Here is a 19,058-nt window from a genome sequence, read left to right as displayed (position 1 = left end):
TAAAAAAAAGAGGACTTAAGCCTCTATTCTATGATGTCAATTATTTCTATATCTTTCGCTTTCATTAAATCAATAAAATCATCCTCTACCTTTACAACTGGTCTAGTAGGAATATTTTTGTTTACATATACAATTTCACCTATAGATCCATTACTTAACTTAACTAAATTACCTATATAAAACTTCGAAATATTATCCAAAAAAACAGTAGAAATTCTTGCATCTAAAACTCCAAATCTATTTTCAGCTATAAGTTCAGCTACCTTAAACGGTGATTTTTTATCTTTATATATCCTTTTTGAAGTCATTGCATCAAAAATATCACAAACTGCAATTATTTTACCAAACTCATGTATCTTATCTGACTTAAGTCTTAAAGGATATCCACTACCGTCCTCTCTTTCATGATGTTGCAAAACTCCAAAAGCTATATTTTGACTGATCCCTACAGTTTCTCTAAGAATATTATATCCAAATACAGTATGTTTTTTTACAATATTAAATTCCATTTCATTTAATCTACTAGGTTTTTCAATTATATCTTTTGATACTTTCAACTTACCAATATCATGAAATATTCCCGAAAGTGCCAATTGTTTCAATTCTCTCCATGTATATCCTAACCATTTACCTAACATAATTGATAGCATACAAACATTTAAAGAATGTTGAAAAGTATAATCGTCACTTTGTTCAATCTGTCTCAATCTACCTAATATGTTGTTACTACTAGTTATTTCATCTATAATATCATTTACTTCATCACTTATTTCTGAAATTATAATTTTTTTTCCTAGCTTTATATCTTTTAAAACCTTTTTTGTTTTTTTAGCTAATTTATCATATTTATTAATAAATGATTTCTGTTTATTTTTATTTACTTCTTTTATTTCACCTGTTATCTCAAGAACATTCAGATAACTTACATTCATATTTTTTAAATGTAGTATATTTTTTTTATTTAAAACAGTTCCACTTTTAAGTAATATATTACCAGTATTTAAATCTTCAACATCCTCAATTAAAACCATTCCCGGCATAACTTCATCAATCTTTATAATACCCATACTAATCCCGTTGACTTATATCTGAAAAAACTATTTTTATTAAGCCAACGGTCTATACCCCCCTTTCTAGAACTCATATTTATATTTTCGATAATACTACTATAAATCCTTCAACTTTTCATTGTGCCATCTTGAGCTTTGACCAACTTATCAAGAATTCTAGCTACAACTATAGTCAAAATTATAGCTGTAATTAGTCTAAAGCTTAAAAGTAACCATCCATTAGCACCAATCGCTACAAATAGTAAGGTATCTTCAAAAATTGAATGACAAGAAACTAAAAAAATCATAAGCAAATACAAATCCTTTTTCTGTAACTCGCCTTCTTTCGCAGATTGAATTATTACACCTGCACCATATGCTAAACCAAAAATTAAACCTATTAACAAAGGAAAAATAGAATTTTTTGATAATCCTAAAAATCTTGCTACTGGTTTCAATAAATTAGATAACTTATCAAGAAATTTAAAATTTTTAAGTATCTCCATGAGTATCATTAAAGGTATTATCACCTTAGCAATAGTTAATATTGAATTAATACTACCATTAACTGCTTCTTTAAATATCAAAACTAAATCCAGTTTAACCCCCTCCTAAATTACCAGGTTTAATATAATTCCAGATAATATAGCTAAAGTCAATCTTAATAAAATAACACCTAAAACACTAATTCCAATTTTTTTGGCTACAACAGTTTCCATAAACAGACTGTGAGAAAAAGAAAGCATTACAGCTATTATTGTATATTGTTTAACTGTTAATGTTAAAGTAGATACAGCACCTAAAGCTGCATATAAATTTAATACATTTCCCAGAACTAATACTATAGATGCTTCTCCAGGCAATCCGAAAATATTCATAAAAGGTGAAAAAAGATTAGAAATCCAATCTATAAAAGGTGTATATTTAAGAAATGTTATAATAAAATAAACAGTTATAATGATTTTTGAAAGAAAAAATGTTGTTTGTAAACCACTTTTCAAACCATTAAACATAGCATTTCCTATAGTACCTGTAACTCTTTTTTGCATAATAACTCCCTTCCATTAATTTTATAATTTACTGATTTTTATTATATCATAACTAAAAGTTTTATAAATCAAATAGGAGGTAAATGAATCAATTCATCTACCTCCTACTTGATTTTTTATACAACATATCTATACTCACCATTTTCCTTTATATTAAAAAAATCTGAATAATTTATTTCAAATATATCTTTATTAATATGGGATATCTTTACTTTATTTTTAATTAAATAAGTAAATACTCCACAATAGGATATATCTCCTTGAATTATTGCACCGTATATTATTCCATCTTTATGAATTATTTTCTTGTATGTATCCCTATACTCCTCTATATCCACATTATAACTTTCATCTGGAGCTTCTATTAAGCCTAAAGAAACTGTTTGAAGTCCTAAAAAGTTCATAGAGTTCCTCAATTCAAAGTAATCCTCTAGCTCCCTATCTATTCCAGCCATATTGTAGCCTGCTACTATACCCTGTTTTACAGCCAAGGGCCATATAGGGCTTGTTCCACATACATCTCCTGCTGCATAGATATCTTCAACATTAGTTTCACATCTATTATTTATAACTATTCCCTTATTTATTTTTATAATATTTTCTTCTATAAAATCTATATTTGGTCTAACTCCTGTAGCAACTACTATCATTTCACAATCTATAACTTCTCCAGTATTTAATTTTACTCCTTTTACTCTACTATTTTCATCTAATAATACTTCTTCTGCTCTAACTCCTTTTTTAATTTTAACTCCCTTAGCTTCAAATAGTTTTTCATATCGTAAAGAAGCTCTTTCATCAAGCTGCATAGGAAGAATTTTTTTTACCATTTCGACTAACGTAATATTTATATTTTGTTCTAAAAGCCCAACAACAGTATCTATTCCTACTAAACCCGCTCCTAATACTAATACATTTTTTGTATTTTTTGCTTCTTCCTTTATTTTAATAGCATCTTCAATATTTCTTAAACCATAAATACCTTTACCTTCCCTCAAATTTTTAACTGGAGGCATAAATGAAGAAGAGCCTGTAGCTATTAAGAGCTTATCATATTCTAAACTTTCACCATTATCTAAAATAACCTTCTTTTTATCTATATCAAGTCTTTCTACTTTAGTATTTTTTATCCAATTGATTTTATAATTTTCTGAAAATCTTTTATCTACAAAATTAAGTTCTTCAATATTCTTTTTATCAGCTATTATATGATGGAGCATACACCTTGAATATATATATTTATCCTTTGAAACCATTGTTATATTTGCATCTTCATCCAATTCTCTAATAGTCTTAGCACAATTAACCCCAGCAGCACTTGCTCCTAAAATAACATATCTCATGCTATTCATCCTCCCCTATACTTAAACATCCGGTAGTACAACTTTCAACACATCTAGGTATTTCTCTATCTCCACACATATCACATTTTAATACTACCCTTTTCTCTACTTCATCAGCCTTTAAAACTCCATAGGGACATGCCATAATACACATGAAGCATGATGAACATTTTTCTTCATCATATAATACTAGTCCACTTTTTTTATCCTTTGTCATAGCACCACTCATGCAAGTATATACACATTCTGGTTCTTCACAATGTCTACAAATAATTGGTGTTGGACATTTATTTTTATCAAGCTCTATATGATTTCTACTTCCATTAGATACGTCTTCTAAATCTAAATCATAAATGCTCTTTCCTTTTTCATTATGCTCAGCCATACATGCAAGCACACAATTAAGACAGGCCATACACAAGTCTCTATCGACTTTAATTCTTTTTAGCACTGCAATCTCTCCTTTCGCCCTATTGCTAATTGGTTGTAAAGGGAAAATAGATTATGCTATTTTCCCTTCATCTTCTACAACTAGTCCTAGTGACTTTCTTCTTTCAATGACTATTTGTTCTAATTTATCTGCTGCTTTTTTTACATCATCTTCAAGGATTAACTGCCCTCCTGTCATATTAGTCAAAGTATTTGTTAAAACTTCAGTAACTAATTTACTACCTGTTATAAATGGAGGTATAGCTAAATGTAATGGAAGTCCCAATGCTAGCCCGAAGGCTCCATCGGCTAACGCTTGCTCTTCTAGCCATTGTGGAGCTGATAAAACTAATGGCAGTTCAGGTATATCTATACCTAATGCTTCTGCAAGCTCAGTAGCTACTATTTCAAGTCTACCTATAGCTAAGCATGGCCCAAAATTAAGTACTGGAGGAATACCTAGACTTTCACATACTGATTTCAAGTTGTCTCCAGCTAGACTTGCTGCCTTAGGTGACATTAAGCCTACATTTTCTAATCCACCACTTGAACAACCAGCTGATAATACGATAATATCTCTTTTGATTAGTTCTTTAGTAAGCTCAACAGTAAATACGTCATGTCCCATAGCTGTTAAGTTTGAACAACCTACTATTCCAGCAACCCCTTTGATTTTACCTTCAGCTATTAAGGCTATAAGTGGTTTCCATGTATTCCCTAAAAATTTTTTCAATGACTTTTCACTTACGCCCGTAATTACGTCATCATGTCCATGGTCCTTTGGAATATCTATTTTTACTTTACCCCTTCGATTTTTATAGCTTTCTAAAGCTTTATTTATGATGTATTCAGAAATCTCTTCTTCTTTATTCATGTTGAAGTTTACATATTCTGCATTTGCCTTTTTAGCAACATCATCAAGACAAATCATTCCTACCATATATTCATCTGCTATTGGCTCTATACCTGGTAATGTACAGTTAAACTCTGATACTATATAGTCAATAGCGCCTGTTGCTATAAGACCTTCGCTTGTAAAATTATTACCTACATGTCCTGAAAATACTTCCTGATAATGCTGACCTCTAAGCTGTAAATCTTGACCTACACATGTACATCCAACTAATTTGAAGCCCTTTGCCCCTACGCTTTCTGCTAATCTCTTGATATCTTCATCGATTAATCTATCTTGTAAATGGGATATAACTGAATGTTGATGTCCAGTAATCATAATATTTATATAATCTTCATCTACAACCTTAAATCCTACTGATGCAGTTCTTATTACTGGCTCTCCAAGCATTACATCATTTAATAAATTTGTAAGAGTCAATCCATAAAGACCTGTACAAATGCCAAGATTTAATGAATGTAATAACATATCAACTGGATCACTATTTAAATTAGTTGATGTCTTTACTATGGCATCAAATACTTCTGATTTTGCACCACCCGGAAGTATATTTAATTCTTCCCATTTTTTATATCTTGGTTTATAAGCCATTTTTTCAACTAATTCCATTTTTTCATGTCTTGCTTTATATAAATCATTTAAAACTTTGTCTGCTACTTTAATCGCCTTTTTATGAATATCATCTTCTTGAATACCAAATAGCTCAGCCAATTCATTTAAAGTATTTATCCCTTTAATTTTTCCTTTCTTTTCTCCAACAGCTTTTAAGTTTCTAGCTGTATTTTCAACAACATGTAAGTAACATGCAGCACCTGAAGCAACTGCTCTTAAAAAGTTTCTAGCTACTATTGTATCTGCAGTAGCACCACATACTCCCCTAGGTGATTTTGGAGTTATTCTACATGGCCCATTCGAACATAGTCTACAACATACACCTTGCTGCCCAAATCCACATTTAATACTTTGAGTCTGGACCCTATTAAATGAAGTTTCAACCTCCTTAGATAAAAGGAATTTTTCTAATTTTTTGTCAGAAGATCTACACATTTTCATAAGTTATTCCTCCTTTTATACTATACTAATTTTGTATACTTTTTATTGAATGTATACTAATTTAGTATAATTTTGCCCATAATAATATTTACTTATTCTTGTTAATTTTAATTTAATCATTTATAATCTATTGCTTCATTAAATCTCTAAAATTTACACTCTCAAGTTCCTCTATTAACTTCTTCCTCACTTTAAAAAGGGCTTTATGGATATCACAGGTATTGGTTCTATGAAGATTACAATGCTTATCATCGTATTGGCACCTATTTACATAGATAGGTCCATCTATTGCCTCAATAACATCCTTTAATGTAATATCTTCTGGATTTCTATTTAATGAATATCCTCCATTTACCCCTCTAAAAGATTTTGTCAGCCCAGCCTTAGTTAACTTTCTAAGTATTTTTAAAGTAAATCTAGTTGGTATATTTTCACTTTCGGATATATTTTTTGCATCTACTGTGGTATCCATACCAGCCTTCGAAAGAAATAAAATTATTCTTAAAGCATAATCTGCTTCCTGTGTTATTTTCATTTGTTCACTCCATCTCCAACAAAAGTATACTTGTTTAGTATATTTTTATAATAATATATCGTTATAAGTATGTCAATATTTTTTTCAAATTATATTATCATAAAACTATTGTAGGAAGTTTTAAGAAATGTATTAGTTATACTTAAACAAAAAACCTGAGTTTTTTACTCAGGCTCAGATTATGCTAATCTCTGTAAATTAATATCTGATAGATTCGTCCATTTTCCACATTTATCTCCCCATCTAGCTATAACTTTATCTTCAGCTAATATTTGAATAACTTCACACATATTTGCACAGTCATTACATTCAAAACCTTTAACTTTATAATCAATATCAGCAACTTCAAATCCCTTAAACTTTGATGCTTCTTTTGACTTGACTTCTTTCCTAGCCAATATTGCTGACCCAATTGCCCCCATTACATCATAATGCTTTGGTACATATATTTCCATATCAAGAGCTTTTTCAAAAGCTCTTTTTATTCCTACATTTGCTGCAACTCCCCCTTGAAATACAACTGGAGCAAGAATTTCCTTACCTTTTCCTACATTGCTTAGATAATTTCTTACTAAAGCTTCACATAAACCGTTTATGATATCCTCTTGATTATGTCCTAATTGCTGCTTATGAATCATATCTGATTCCGCAAATACTGCACATCTTCCAGCAATTCTAATAGGGTTGTTTGATTTTAAGGCTAATTCACCAAATTCTTTTATATCTATTCCCAACCTAGCAGCCTGCCTATCTAAAAATGAACCAGTACCAGCTGCACATACTGTATTCATAGCAAAATCAGTTACTATACCATCCCTCAAAATAATAATCTTAGAATCCTGTCCTCCTATCTCTAATATTGTTTTAACATTAGGTACATAATTTAATGCTGCTACAGCATGTGCCGTAATTTCATTTTTGACAATATCAGCACCTATTAATATACTTGCTAAATATCTTCCACTACCCGTTGTTCCTACACCCTTTACTTCTATTTCACCAATTTCTTCTTTTATTTCCTTTAAACCAAACTGAATAGCTTTTATTGGTTTCCCTTTAGTCCTTATATATTTTTTTACTATAACATCATTATTTTCATCTATAATAACAATATTTGTACTTACAGAACCTACATCAACTCCTAGATAACACTCTTTCAAATTTCTTTTCCTCCCTTCTTCTCTCTAACAGATCAACAAACGCTTCTAATCTTGTAACATAACCTGTTTCCCCAGTTAACTCATCTACTATCAAAGTTAATATTGGAATATCATAATCTTTTCTAACAGTCTTAAGTATTGTCTCAGCTACTATTTCTGGCATACAGGTAAATGGCAAAAGTTGTATAACACCATCATATCCTTTTTCTGCATACATAATTGCACTTCCAACAGTCTCTCTTCCATGTCCACCAACTAAAGTGCTTATGTATGGTTTTGCTGCCTTCCAAGCCTTCCTCTCTTCACTTAATCCTAAATGGCCAAGTGTAAGATTATGTTCTACCCATCTAGATGTAGTTAAAAACTTATCTACCCAAACTCCCATATGTCCAAGTTTTCTCTCGATATCTAAATTAACATATGGCTCGATAACAGTATATATCTCACCTACAATTCCAACTTTTAATGGACGTTTTGTATTATCAACCTCTACTTTTTCAAGCTCTTTAAAAGCTCTTTTTATCAGTTTTTTAGTTTCCATAACACCTTTAGCTTTTAAAACATCTTCACTAAACTTTTGCATAATTCTATCTACTTCATAACTATTTACAGCATAGGCACGTTTTTTATTTGAAAATTCAAATAATCCATCCACTTCTTTCAGTATAATTCTTCCCCTATTAAAACTCTTTAATATCTTAATCGGATTCTTTGTATTTACTGCTTTTGTTATATTATTTATCAATTCTTTATAATTACCATCTGGAGGATCAAATACTATAATATCCACATCATATCCCAAATCCTTTAAAATCTCTCTTTCTATTACTGGATAAAAGCCAAATCTACAAGGTCCACAACTACCAGTTATTAGTATTGTATCTGCTCCTCTTTCTATACTTTCAATATAATTGCCTATATTGATTTTTAAAGGTAGACAAATCGATTCTGGTGAATATTTGGTACCTAATTCAAGTGTACGCTTACTACATTTTGGTGGTACTATCACTTCTAGCCCTAAATCTTCAAGCATTGCTTTCACTGCAATGTAAGTATTACCCATGTGTGGAAATGTAATTTTCATTACTGTCCCTCCATATAATCATATCTATAAATGCCTCTAGTCTTGTATTAACTCCAGCCTCCCCTGAATGTTCATCAATAGTTACTAATGTAAATGGAACTTTAAATTTTTTTGCCTTTCTGCAGACCAAATCGATTAAAACAGAATCTAAACCACAGCCAAATGAAGAGATATAAATTATCCCATCAATTGCATTTTCCTCGATTAAATAAAAAGAAGCACCTACAATCTTTCTTCCAAAACTCCAAAACATTCTTTTAGGTAATTTTGATGCATAATAATTTATTTTATCTATACTTACAATATCTGGAGTTATTACTCTCATATTCTCTTTCTGCAGTTTTTCAATAAGTTTCATACTTAAAAATTCATCATATAAATTGTAAGAATGTCCTAAAACAAGAATTTTATATTTGCTATTTTTTAATGTTGTAATGCTATTAATATATTTGTTGTAAACTTTAATTGCTTCAATAGGTATTACCCCATTAGCTAACAACTTTCTATATTCATTAAATCTATCAATAGCTTTATTAAAAACCAAGTCTATCTTCTTATTATTAGATGTGAAAAATTTACCAATTTCTATTACTGACTTACGTAAATTAGTATTCGATTTTAACAGATTAATCTCTACATCTATTACTGGTGGCAAATTACCAATTGAATTTTTTACCATTTCAGGTAATCCTAATAATTTAGGACATAAATATTCTTTTTTACAAACGCTAATAAACTTAGGTATAAACAAATAATCAACTTTATTTTTAAGTTCCTCTACATGACCATGAAATACTTTTACAGGTAAACACGCTTCATCAACGCAACTAGACACTCCAGCATTTAATATAGATTTATTTGTATTTGAAGATAATACTATTTCTGCTCCTAACTCAGTAAAAAACTCTTTCCATAAAGGATAATATTCATAATAGAGTAATGCCTGTGGTATACCGACTCTATAAGCCATAAAACACCTCCTATCCAACTATTATTATGGTCAAATAATTTTATAAATAAACATTAAATAGATTGAAAAAAAGACTCCTTAATCGGAGTCTTTTTTAAAGCTAGTATTTTGTTCATAACTTAATATTAACTCTGCAATATTATATAAAGCCAATTGTAAATCTTTTTTAGAGGTATTTAATTCAAGTGAATTCTCCAGATATTCAAAAAACTCTTCCATACTACTGAACTGTTCATTTAAGATACTTAACAGTCTTCTCATTCTAACTTTTCTATAAACATTTGTCATATCTTTTATATTTCGGTCTATATATTGAATAAAATTATCAACTGCCTGTTCCAAATAATCATCAGATACAATTTTAAAATCATCTACATTTAATGATTTAACTTCCTTATAACCTGAATCCTTTAAGTAAGAAAAAACTTCTATCATTTCAAAATAAAAACTATTCAAATAGTCTTCATAATCCTCATCCATCATTTTTTTACTAACTTTTTCCATTAATTTGACTGATTCATTTAAAGAAGTAATTATATAGTCAATTTTTTCTTCACAAATCAATAATAATTCTTGGCCCTTTTCTAAATTTTTTTCACTCATTACTTCTTTAAGTTGTTTTATTGTTTTCTTAATATTTTCTCTATCTAAACCTTTAATTAAATATTTTTTAGTCTTTTCAATAACTATAAATTTATTTATTATTATCCCAAGTCTACTTAACATCGTCGTTAAATCATATATTTCTAAAAGCAATCTTGAAATTTCGTCTTTTAATTCTTCCACTTCCTTCAAATCAGCAGATTTAAAATCAAATTTTTTATAACCTTGTGTCTTTGTAAAATAATAATCAAAACTTTTTCCATATTGTAAGTTTAATGAACCATTAAACATACTCTTTAGTTCTTCTATATAATCATTGACACTACTTTCGTTAAAATCCTTTAAATAATTTAGTAAAGCATTTCTTACAATATCATAAAATTTGTGTTTAGACATTCTAAATGGCACTAATCGTATGATTTCGGAAATTTTTTCCTGTAATGTGTTTTTATCTGATACTAAGAATTTAAATATATCATTATAAAAACTTTCAAAATTTACTGTCATATTCGCATAGTCATTATTTTCTTCTATCAATTTTTTATTTAATAATTCGTTAGCAATTTCTAAAGAATATGACATCTCAGTAGCATAACTATTTAAACATTTAATTAAATCAACAATTTTATTTTTAAAATTTCTAAAATACTCTTCTCCTAAGTTATCTTCTATATCACTTAAACCTAATATTATTTCCATATTTAATACTTTATCATTAATTTTTTCAAAATAATCTAAAACATTTTCACCTTCTTTCTCAAGTTTTTCAAATAATTCTCGTTTTTCATCTATATCTCTATTAATCAATATTATGTCCCTAACTATATCATAGAAAGCTATAATCCCAGCATTTTTTAAAAATTCATTATATAAATTTTGTAAATCATTTTCTACCTGAATACTACTATTTATATCTTTCACATTCTTTCTCCTTTCATTCTATACTATGATTATAGTTTAACTGTATATCAAATCTATTTCAAGAAAAAAAGCAGCACAAATGCTGCTTATAAATCATAATATAACCTATACTCCATAGGATGAGGAATGATATTTATTTTCCTTGCATCTTCTCTAATTCTTCTTATATGATCAGTTATAAGCTCTTTAGTAAAAACACCACCTGCTAATAAAAACTCATAATCTTTTTCTAATGCATCAGCCGCTTCATCTAATGATTTTGGTAAGCTCTTAATTTTCTTTCTTTCTTTTTCAGGTAAATCAAAAATGTTTACATCATAAGGACCATAACCTTCTTTAACCGGATCTATTTTATTTAATATTCCATCGATACCCGCCAGTAAAAGAGCAGAAAAAGCTAGATATGGATTAGCTGTTGCATCTGAAGGCCTAAACTCAAATCTCTTCTTCTCTGGTTTTTTAGCATAACCAGGTATTCTTATTACTGAACTTCTATTCGCAGTAGCAAAACATATACTGACAGGTGCTTCATATCCAGGAACTAACCTTTTATAAGAATTTGTACTAGGATTTGTAAATGCAAGTAAAGCTGGAGCATGTTTTAAAATACCACCAATATAATATAAAGCTGTTTCACTTAATCCAGAATATCCTTTTTCATCATAGAAAACTGGTTTGCCATCTTTAAAAAGTTGCATATGCACATGCATTCCGCTACCAGCTTCTCCATACAAAGGTTTTGGCATAAAAGTAACAGTCTTGCCTTCTTGCATAGCTAAATTCTTAACAACATATTTTAAAATCAAAGTTTTATCTGCCATTTCTCTTAGCCTACCAAACTGAGTCTCTATTTCTACCTGCCCTGATCCTCCAACTTCGTGATGATGATACTTAACAGGTATACCCAAGTCTTCTAATTGTCTAGTAATTTTAGACCTTAAATCGTTAGTAACGTCCTTAGGTAAATCTACATGATAACCTTTTTGAAATTCTACTTTATATCCTAGATTTTGATAATCTTTATTACCATTGTTCCAATATGCTTGTTCAGTATCTATGTACACTTCCTGATGATTATTTTTGTTAATAAACGATATATGATCAAATACATAAAATTCAAATTCCGGACCAATAATATATTCATCTGCAATTTGAGTTTCTTTTAAATATTTTTCTGCCTTTTCGGCAATATATCTAGGGTCTGATTGGAACCTCTCACTCTTATCTGTAATTTGATATATATCGGCAATCATACTCAATGTTGGTACTTTACAAAATGGATCTACAAAGGCTGTCTTAATATCAGGTTTAAAAATCATATCTGATCTTTCAACACTTAAAAAACCATAGCTTGACCCATCAAAACCTATACCATCTTCTAGTATCTTTTCGTTAAATCTCTCTACTGGTATCGATAAATGATGCCACCTTCCTGCTAAATCTACTACTTTAAAATCAATTATTTCTATCCCTTCTTTTTCACAAAAATTAATTACCTGACTAACATCTTCAAACATAAAAATCACCTCTTGTTAAGTTTTCTGTAATTTTATAATATTTCAAAGTTTCTGTAATGTCAAATAAGATTTACCAGAAAACAATGTGCAGTAGGAATAGTTATTAGTTTTCATCATTCGCCTTTTTATTTAACTTTTTTACAAAAAAGAAAAAGTGGCCAATGGCCACATCAGTTAGCTAAAAGCTCATTAATTGCTTCATCTACATAATAAACCTTTTCAAAATCATCTATTTTATTTATATTAACCCACTTATATTCACTATGTTCATCATTTAATTTAATATCTCCACCTTGATAATCACATAAAAACACTATAGTAATATACTGTTTAGTTCTTATTTCATTAATGCCAGAACTAATACTTAATGGTCTTATAACTTTAACCTTTAACGAGGTTTCTTCAGAAATTTCCCTTTCTAAACTTTCTTTAGGAAACTCTCCAAATTCTAATTTACCTCCAGGAATATCCCATAATCCACTCCCGAATGAACTATCTTTTCGTTTCAATAATAAAACTTCTTCTCCTTTTCTGATAAGTGCTTTAGTAAGTACTCTAAACATAAAATCTTCCTTTCAAATATTTATATATTCCTATTGCTGAATTATTTTTAAATAGTATTCAGACTGAACCATAAGAACTTTTTTAATTGCTCCAATAAACTCCTTATCATACATACTCTTATATGAAAGATAATGCCTATTTGTCTTCACAACTTCCCAACCGTCTCTTAAAATAGATTCTGCATTTTCAAATTCATTTATTTTATATTGTAAATAAGCTTTATTCATTATAAAACATTTTAAAATCTCTATATCATCGGTTGGTAAATCTTGTTCGTATATTTCCATTGCCTTTTCATAATCATTGTTATTAGCATATACTTTCGATTTTATAAATTGTATATTTAATTTAGTCATATTTTCCTCTGCAACAGCATACCACTTATCTAAACCACTTATTAATTTATCAATTTCGATATTATAATCCAAACACTCTTTAAAAATTAATAAAGATTCAATATCGTCAATATCATCCCTCAATTGATAGTTATCCAAAAGCTCAATAAGTAACTTTTCTTTCTCTTCTTTGCTTATAGTATCGAATTTCACTAAATAGTAGTTAACTCCTACAACATTGTAATAACCAGCTTCTTTAAGCTCTTTAAGTGCTTTAATTGGGTCTTTAAGATACAAATGCTGCTCTTCAAAAGGAATATAACCCATCAAACTAATATATTCTAATGTTGAAACAGCTTTTTTATACAATATATCTTTGTCATCTAATTTTCTATCAGAATAATCTCCAAATAGCCTAAAATTATCTCCTAAAGTATAATCAATAAACTCTATATCATTTAAATACTTTCCATTTAAATAATCCATATCATAATATATTCTTTTAATCAAAGTTGCTGACTCAGCTCTTGTTATATTCCTATAAGGTCTAAATGTACTATCTTCATAACCTTCAATTATTCCATTATTTACTAAATTCTTAATTATATCAAAATAATTATAGCTTTGGTCAATATCCACAAATTCTTTAGTTTTTTCATCTATTGGTGGGGTAGTAAAAAAACTAGACAAAATTGTAGCCTCTTCTCTAGTAATATATTTATTAGGCTCAAATTTATTTCCAGGGAAAATATCTTTAAATTTCAGACTAATACTATATTTATCAATAAACTCTGCTATTGATAAAATTTCTTTATAAGCCCAAAAATTACTGTCTAAATCATCATAATGTAAAGTATATTCATTATTTTGTTCAACAATATTATTGGTACTATCAACATTATCGTTTGCTATAACAGATTCACTTTCATCAACTTCTTTATTAATGTCTGTATTACCAGCACTTTCATTTGCTACTTCATAACTACTTTCCTCTTCATTTATAGCATTATTACTAAGTATTTTCTTTTCCATTGCTGCTCTATATAGTATTGTAATATATTCAGCTCTAGTAATATTATCATCTGGTCTGAAGGTACCATCAGGATAACCATTAAAAAGGTTGGCTTCATTGGTAGCCCATAATATCGTATATTCTGCCCAGTGGCCAAAAATATCTAAATAGAAAGTCCCAGCCATCACAATACTATAATTTACAAAAAATAAAGCTATGACCAGTATAAATAAAACTGCTTTGATTTTCTTCATAGTAACCCCCCTTTTGCAGCCAACCTGTATCTACTTTATTCCCATATCTTTTATCATATTTATTATAACATATAATTAACTATTACATCTTTGATACTCATCAATTATACCCATAATTAACAAATCTACACTAAACTTCTTAAGAAAACTAAGAAATACATTTTTAAGATCCTCCTCATCTAATATACTAGGATGAAAACCTACTTCCATTCTGCTCATTATATCTTCAATATGCCTGCTTAGATATAAAGTAAAATATCTATATGAAATATCATCTATTAGCAATTTATAATTTTTTTGATCAGTTAAATAAACTATCAACTTTTCTTTTAGTTCTACTTCATCAATTTTAAAAATCCTACCTATAACTGACTCTTCCTTTTGGATTATTTTCCCTTTTCTATACATACTCCAAGCTAATCCTAAATTCATTATACAGTAAAGATTGATTAACCTTGAATCAAAAATAACTCCTTTTTCTTCTAATTTTATTATGCTATCTTTAATCAATTGGATGGTCGATTTTATATCATGTTCACTAAAATTGTTTAATACAAGCATTAAATCATTCTCAAATCTATCAATACATATTTTTTCAGCTATTTCGGCTTTATACTCGGTTAATTTTAAAATACACACTTTATACGCCCCCTATTGGGTTACATTAAAAAATTATTTTAAATATTACATTAGATTTTATTCTTAACTATTTCAATTTCATTAGGTTCTAATTTATATAGTGTAAAAAAATATTCATCAATTTTCTCTATCTCTTCAAATATTTTAGTTTGCAACTCATCAATTCTTTCAGCATTTAATTTGTTTTTTAATAATTGATTAATATCATTATAGTAACTTATTATTTTCTTAACTTTTTCAGAAATAAAACTAATATTTTCTCCTATCTTTATCTTTAATCCCATCAGTTTATTAGGATAAAAATCATACATATTATTTCCTACTTTTTTTGCAACCGTCTTAAAATAAAATTCAAAAACTGATGAGTTTAAAAAACCTGTCAAATACTCCATTGTAACTTCGTTTAAGAATATATCTTTTATTTTTATAATATAGACATCAGCGCTACAAAATAAATTATCATAATCTATCATGAACCTGCTTGATTCAGATTTGAATGGAAAAATTATTTTAGGTGATTTGAAAACTTCTAAATTTCTACCCCATTGAAGCTCATACCATTTTCTAATACCTTTCATACATTCTCTACGTTTTTCTAATCTCTCTTTATATGGCAATATATGTTCTAATGTGTTAGGATAATCGTCTATATTCTTAATTGAATCTGTATATAATATATATTTATTTACTGCAGTTCTTGTGTATTTCTGTATATAACTATTTTTTATCCATGGTTTCAAAATATCACGCTCTAAATTACCTTTATTAACTTCTTCTGCATCTACAATAAATGCATCATCACAACCAGTTATTATACCTTGATAACTTTCACAAATATCCTCTAATTTATAATCTCCTTGAGAATCTATTTTCTCAAAAACTAATTTTTCTAAAGGATTTATAAATATCCACCCTTTATCATCTAACTCAATAAATTTTACTTTAAAGTTTTCATAAGTACTTTTATCTACTATATCAAAATCATCACTTGAATCTAACTTTTTCTTCAATTTGTAGACATCAAACTCTGTATTGTTCATCTTTCTTTTTATACATTTTATTATTAGTGGACTTATTCCAATTCCTTTAAATACTTTATACCCATTAAAATCAATTAATGACTCTATAGTAAAGCTATCCTTAATAAATTTCCTTAAAAACTTTCCTGATGGAGATTCAATAAAATACCTAGATGTAATCAAAATTAGTCTTCCATTTTCCTTTAATAAATCATATCCTTTTTTTATAAAACAAAATGAAATATCTGCTTTATCAGAAAATACATCATAATAATAATGTATTAATTTCTGCCTATAAATTTTACTAATTTTTTTATGCCCTATATAGGGAGGATTGCCTACTACTAAATCAAACTTAATACCATTTAAAGAATTTTTATCTGGAAGTAAATTCAACAAGTTCTCTTCCTCATCTAATAAAATATCTTTCTTATATATATTCAAATTAAAACTATTACCTGTTGTATCTTTCAATAAAAGTGAAATGGTTGTCATATATACTGCAAATTCATCTACATCTGTCCCCCAAATGTTATTTTTTAATATAAATTCATGTATACTCTTATCTAACTGCATTTTAACTTCTGGATTTTTGCAAATTATTTTTTCATAATTATTTTTTATTATAAATTTAATCTTTTCATAAGCCTCTATTAAAAAATAACCACCGCCACAAGCTGGATCTATCACCTTAAAATAAGGATTCTCAATAATATATTCTTCTTTTATCCCTTCTTCTATCATATATTTTATAATACTCTTTGGGGTATATACCTGTCCTAATTGTTTTCTTTCTTTACCTGTTATAAGCCCTTCATAAAGTTTGCCTAATGAAAATTCACACAATTCTTCGTTCCCAAATTTATTTAACAAAGATACTATTTCAGATTTCTCATTACTAGTAAGCATTACTTTTTCGCCAAAAGATATTTCAAATTCCTTAAACTTTTCAGGAAGCTTTTCTATAGAGTTATTGTTTAATATGTCATTTAGCTCTTTCTCTGTTATTTTTTCTGATCTATAATACGAAATTGATAAAATTACTTTACCTATATAATAAAGAATACCCTTTAAATTATTTATATAACTATCTATCCCTTGATTCTTGTATTTATATAGGTACTCTTTGGTGATTTTTATTAATTCTTTTTCATAAGCTTTATTTTTCATCATTCTACCTCCACTTGAAAAAATGAGGCAAAAAGCCTCATTATTACTTTTCCCTTTCAAGTTCATATATCAAAATTTATTATATCTATATTATAATATAAAAGTATAGTTATATCATTGTTATATTTTGTTCTTTAATATACTTAACTATTGATTCTTAAGGAGGTTTATATGGAAATTATCACGAACTCTTTTCAAGAACAATTGAAAATACCTGATTATTTAAAAACAATTACATACAATAAAAACTTTTGTTTCTTGGATATTGAAACAACAGGATTTAATCGTAAAAAAGATAAAATTATTTTGATAGGAATAATGTATTTCAAAAATAATGAAATTAAAATTACTCAGTTTTTTGCTAATTCATTAGAAGAAGAAAAAGAAATTCTAAATGAATTTATAAAATTCATCACTCAATTTGATTTATTTTTCACCTTTAATGGCAATATATTTGATATACCATTCATCAATGGTAAATTAAAACAACATGGACTAGAATACTTTATTGACATAGATAAGAGTATCGATTTACTCAAAGTAGTAAGAAAACACAAAAGTATTCTAGGTTTAAACAACTGCAAACTTAAAACTGTAGAAAAATATCTTGGGATTAATAGAGAAGACAAAATTTCAGGCAAAGAAAGTGTTAAAATGTATTTTGAATACTTAAAAACAAAAGATGAAAGTGTAAAAAAAATAATTCTTAAGCACAATTACGAAGATATTTACTATCTTCATAAGTTACTTAAGATATACGAAATAATAGATAATTTAAGTAATTTAAACTTAACTATTAATTTTAATAATTATAATATTAACTTTAGTTTTGATTTAAACAATATATCCATTAAAGAAAATAGTCTCACTCTTACAGGTATAACAACTAAATGTACTCTACCTAATTATATATACTATGAAGATGGTTTTAAACTTGAATGGATTACAAATGAAGGAAATATAAATATATCTTTTATTGTTAATGTGGGAATGTTAACAGACAATAAAAAGTGTTTTTATTTGAATAAAGATGATTATTCTTTCAATATTACATCTATCGATAAAACTGACTATAATATCCCTGAAAACTATATTTTACTAAAAATAGAAGATAAAATAATCAGACAAAACTTGAAAAATGTTGTTTGCGAAATACTAACAAATATATTAAAATAAAAACTCCTATCGCAATATTTACGATAGGAGTTTTTTTGGTGCCCAGAGGCGGAATCGAACCACCGACACGGGGATTTTCAGTCCCCTGCTCTACCGACTGAGCTATCTGGGCATATTCTATTTTGGTGGGCCCTCAGGGACTCGAACCCCGGACCTGCCGGTTATGAGCCGGACGCTCTAGCCAGCTGAGCTAAGGGCCCTTAAATCTTGGCGGAGAAGGAGGGATTTGAACCCTCGCGCCCCGATTAGGGACCTACTCCCTT

General features: G+C 28.3%; 17 protein-coding genes and 2 tRNA genes. 1 reads left to right on the top strand and 18 read right to left on the bottom strand.

The features are described from left to right. Window positions 1-23 precede the first annotated feature (23 nt). The 16 genes from AB4Y15_RS10430 to AB4Y15_RS10355 form a co-directional block, all read right to left on the bottom strand. Complete coding sequence (locus AB4Y15_RS10430) at window positions 24-1,067, bottom strand: HD-GYP domain-containing protein (RefSeq protein ID WP_427340293.1); 1,044 nt, start codon at window positions 1,065-1,067, stop codon at window positions 24-26. A gap of 110 nt (window positions 1,068-1,177) precedes the next feature. Further along, the gene (locus tag AB4Y15_RS10425; protein ID WP_427340292.1) at window positions 1,178-1,636 is read right to left on the bottom strand and encodes a nucleoside recognition domain-containing protein; all 459 of its coding nucleotides are present in this window, start codon (window positions 1,634-1,636) and stop codon (window positions 1,178-1,180) included. 24 nt (window positions 1,637-1,660) lie between these two features. Continuing rightward, entirely contained in the window at window positions 1,661-2,098 is a 438-nt protein-coding gene (locus tag AB4Y15_RS10420) for a nucleoside recognition domain-containing protein (RefSeq protein ID WP_427340291.1), read from the bottom strand. A gap of 116 nt (window positions 2,099-2,214) precedes the next feature. After that, on the bottom strand, window positions 2,215-3,441 hold the full coding sequence (locus tag AB4Y15_RS10415; RefSeq protein WP_427340290.1) for an NAD(P)/FAD-dependent oxidoreductase: 1,227 nt from the start codon (window positions 3,439-3,441) through the stop codon (window positions 2,215-2,217). Between the two features lies 1 nt (window position 3,442). Next, window positions 3,443-3,892 carry a 4Fe-4S dicluster domain-containing protein gene (locus tag AB4Y15_RS10410; RefSeq protein ID WP_427340289.1) on the bottom strand — a complete coding sequence of 150 codons (450 nt, stop codon included), beginning with the start codon at window positions 3,890-3,892 and terminating at the stop codon, window positions 3,443-3,445. 51 nt (window positions 3,893-3,943) lie between these two features. Next, window positions 3,944-5,836, bottom strand: a complete 1,893-nt coding sequence (gene cooS / locus AB4Y15_RS10405; protein ID WP_427340288.1) for an anaerobic carbon-monoxide dehydrogenase catalytic subunit — start codon at window positions 5,834-5,836, stop codon at window positions 3,944-3,946. Window positions 5,837-5,963: 127 nt separating this feature from the next. Continuing rightward, entirely contained in the window at window positions 5,964-6,371 is a 408-nt protein-coding gene (locus AB4Y15_RS10400) for an RrF2 family transcriptional regulator (RefSeq protein WP_427340287.1), read from the bottom strand. Between the two features lie 179 nt (window positions 6,372-6,550). Beyond that, complete coding sequence (locus AB4Y15_RS10395; RefSeq protein ID WP_427340286.1) at window positions 6,551-7,531, bottom strand: acyl-CoA dehydratase activase; 981 nt, start codon at window positions 7,529-7,531, stop codon at window positions 6,551-6,553. After that, window positions 7,506-8,615, bottom strand: coding sequence for an acyl-CoA dehydratase activase-related protein (locus AB4Y15_RS10390; protein WP_427340285.1), 1,110 nt, complete (start codon window positions 8,613-8,615; stop codon window positions 7,506-7,508). Before AB4Y15_RS10390 ends, AB4Y15_RS10395 begins: the two co-directional genes overlap by 26 nt. Next, window positions 8,587-9,585, bottom strand: a complete 999-nt coding sequence (locus tag AB4Y15_RS10385; RefSeq protein ID WP_427340284.1) for an acyl-CoA dehydratase activase-related protein — start codon at window positions 9,583-9,585, stop codon at window positions 8,587-8,589. The genes AB4Y15_RS10390 and AB4Y15_RS10385 overlap by 29 nt, the downstream gene beginning before the upstream one ends. A 78-nt stretch (window positions 9,586-9,663) precedes the next feature. After that, window positions 9,664-11,109: a hypothetical protein gene (locus tag AB4Y15_RS10380; RefSeq protein WP_427340283.1), complete on the bottom strand. Its 1,446-nt coding sequence runs from the start codon at window positions 11,107-11,109 to the stop codon at window positions 9,664-9,666. Between the two features lie 86 nt (window positions 11,110-11,195). After that, the gene (gene glnA, locus AB4Y15_RS10375) at window positions 11,196-12,626 is read right to left on the bottom strand and encodes a type I glutamate--ammonia ligase (RefSeq protein WP_427340282.1); all 1,431 of its coding nucleotides are present in this window, start codon (window positions 12,624-12,626) and stop codon (window positions 11,196-11,198) included. A gap of 170 nt (window positions 12,627-12,796) precedes the next feature. Beyond that, the gene (locus AB4Y15_RS10370) at window positions 12,797-13,189 is read right to left on the bottom strand and encodes an NUDIX domain-containing protein (protein WP_427340281.1); all 393 of its coding nucleotides are present in this window, start codon (window positions 13,187-13,189) and stop codon (window positions 12,797-12,799) included. A 30-nt stretch (window positions 13,190-13,219) separates the two neighbouring features. After that, window positions 13,220-14,791, bottom strand: a complete 1,572-nt coding sequence (locus AB4Y15_RS10365) for an S-layer homology domain-containing protein (protein ID WP_427340280.1) — start codon at window positions 14,789-14,791, stop codon at window positions 13,220-13,222. 75 nt (window positions 14,792-14,866) lie between these two features. Next, on the bottom strand, window positions 14,867-15,430 hold the full coding sequence (locus AB4Y15_RS10360; RefSeq protein WP_427340279.1) for a hypothetical protein: 564 nt from the start codon (window positions 15,428-15,430) through the stop codon (window positions 14,867-14,869). A gap of 50 nt (window positions 15,431-15,480) precedes the next feature. Continuing rightward, window positions 15,481-17,619, bottom strand: a complete 2,139-nt coding sequence (locus AB4Y15_RS10355; RefSeq protein ID WP_427340278.1) for an Eco57I restriction-modification methylase domain-containing protein — start codon at window positions 17,617-17,619, stop codon at window positions 15,481-15,483. A 171-nt stretch (window positions 17,620-17,790) separates the two neighbouring features. Here AB4Y15_RS10355 and AB4Y15_RS10350 point away from each other — a divergent pair, with 171 nt between their 5' ends. Then, entirely contained in the window at window positions 17,791-18,795 is a 1,005-nt protein-coding gene (locus AB4Y15_RS10350; RefSeq protein WP_427340277.1) for a ribonuclease H-like domain-containing protein, read from the top strand. Between the two features lie 36 nt (window positions 18,796-18,831). Here the strand turns inward: AB4Y15_RS10350 and AB4Y15_RS10345 are convergent. Together AB4Y15_RS10345 and AB4Y15_RS10340 are read right to left on the bottom strand one after the other, a co-directional pair. Next, a tRNA-Phe gene (locus AB4Y15_RS10345) sits at window positions 18,832-18,907 on the bottom strand. Window positions 18,908-18,918: 11 nt separating this feature from the next. Beyond that, window positions 18,919-18,995 (bottom strand) — tRNA-Ile (locus tag AB4Y15_RS10340). Window positions 18,996-19,058: the final 63 nt, after the last annotated feature.

Source organism: Caloranaerobacter longqiensis (assembly GCF_050286925.1).
Taxonomy (GTDB): domain Bacteria; phylum Bacillota; class Clostridia; order Tissierellales; family Thermohalobacteraceae; genus Caloranaerobacter.
The sequence above is the reverse complement of the archived record's forward strand: the minus strand, read 5'-3'. Positions and strand labels throughout refer to the sequence as shown.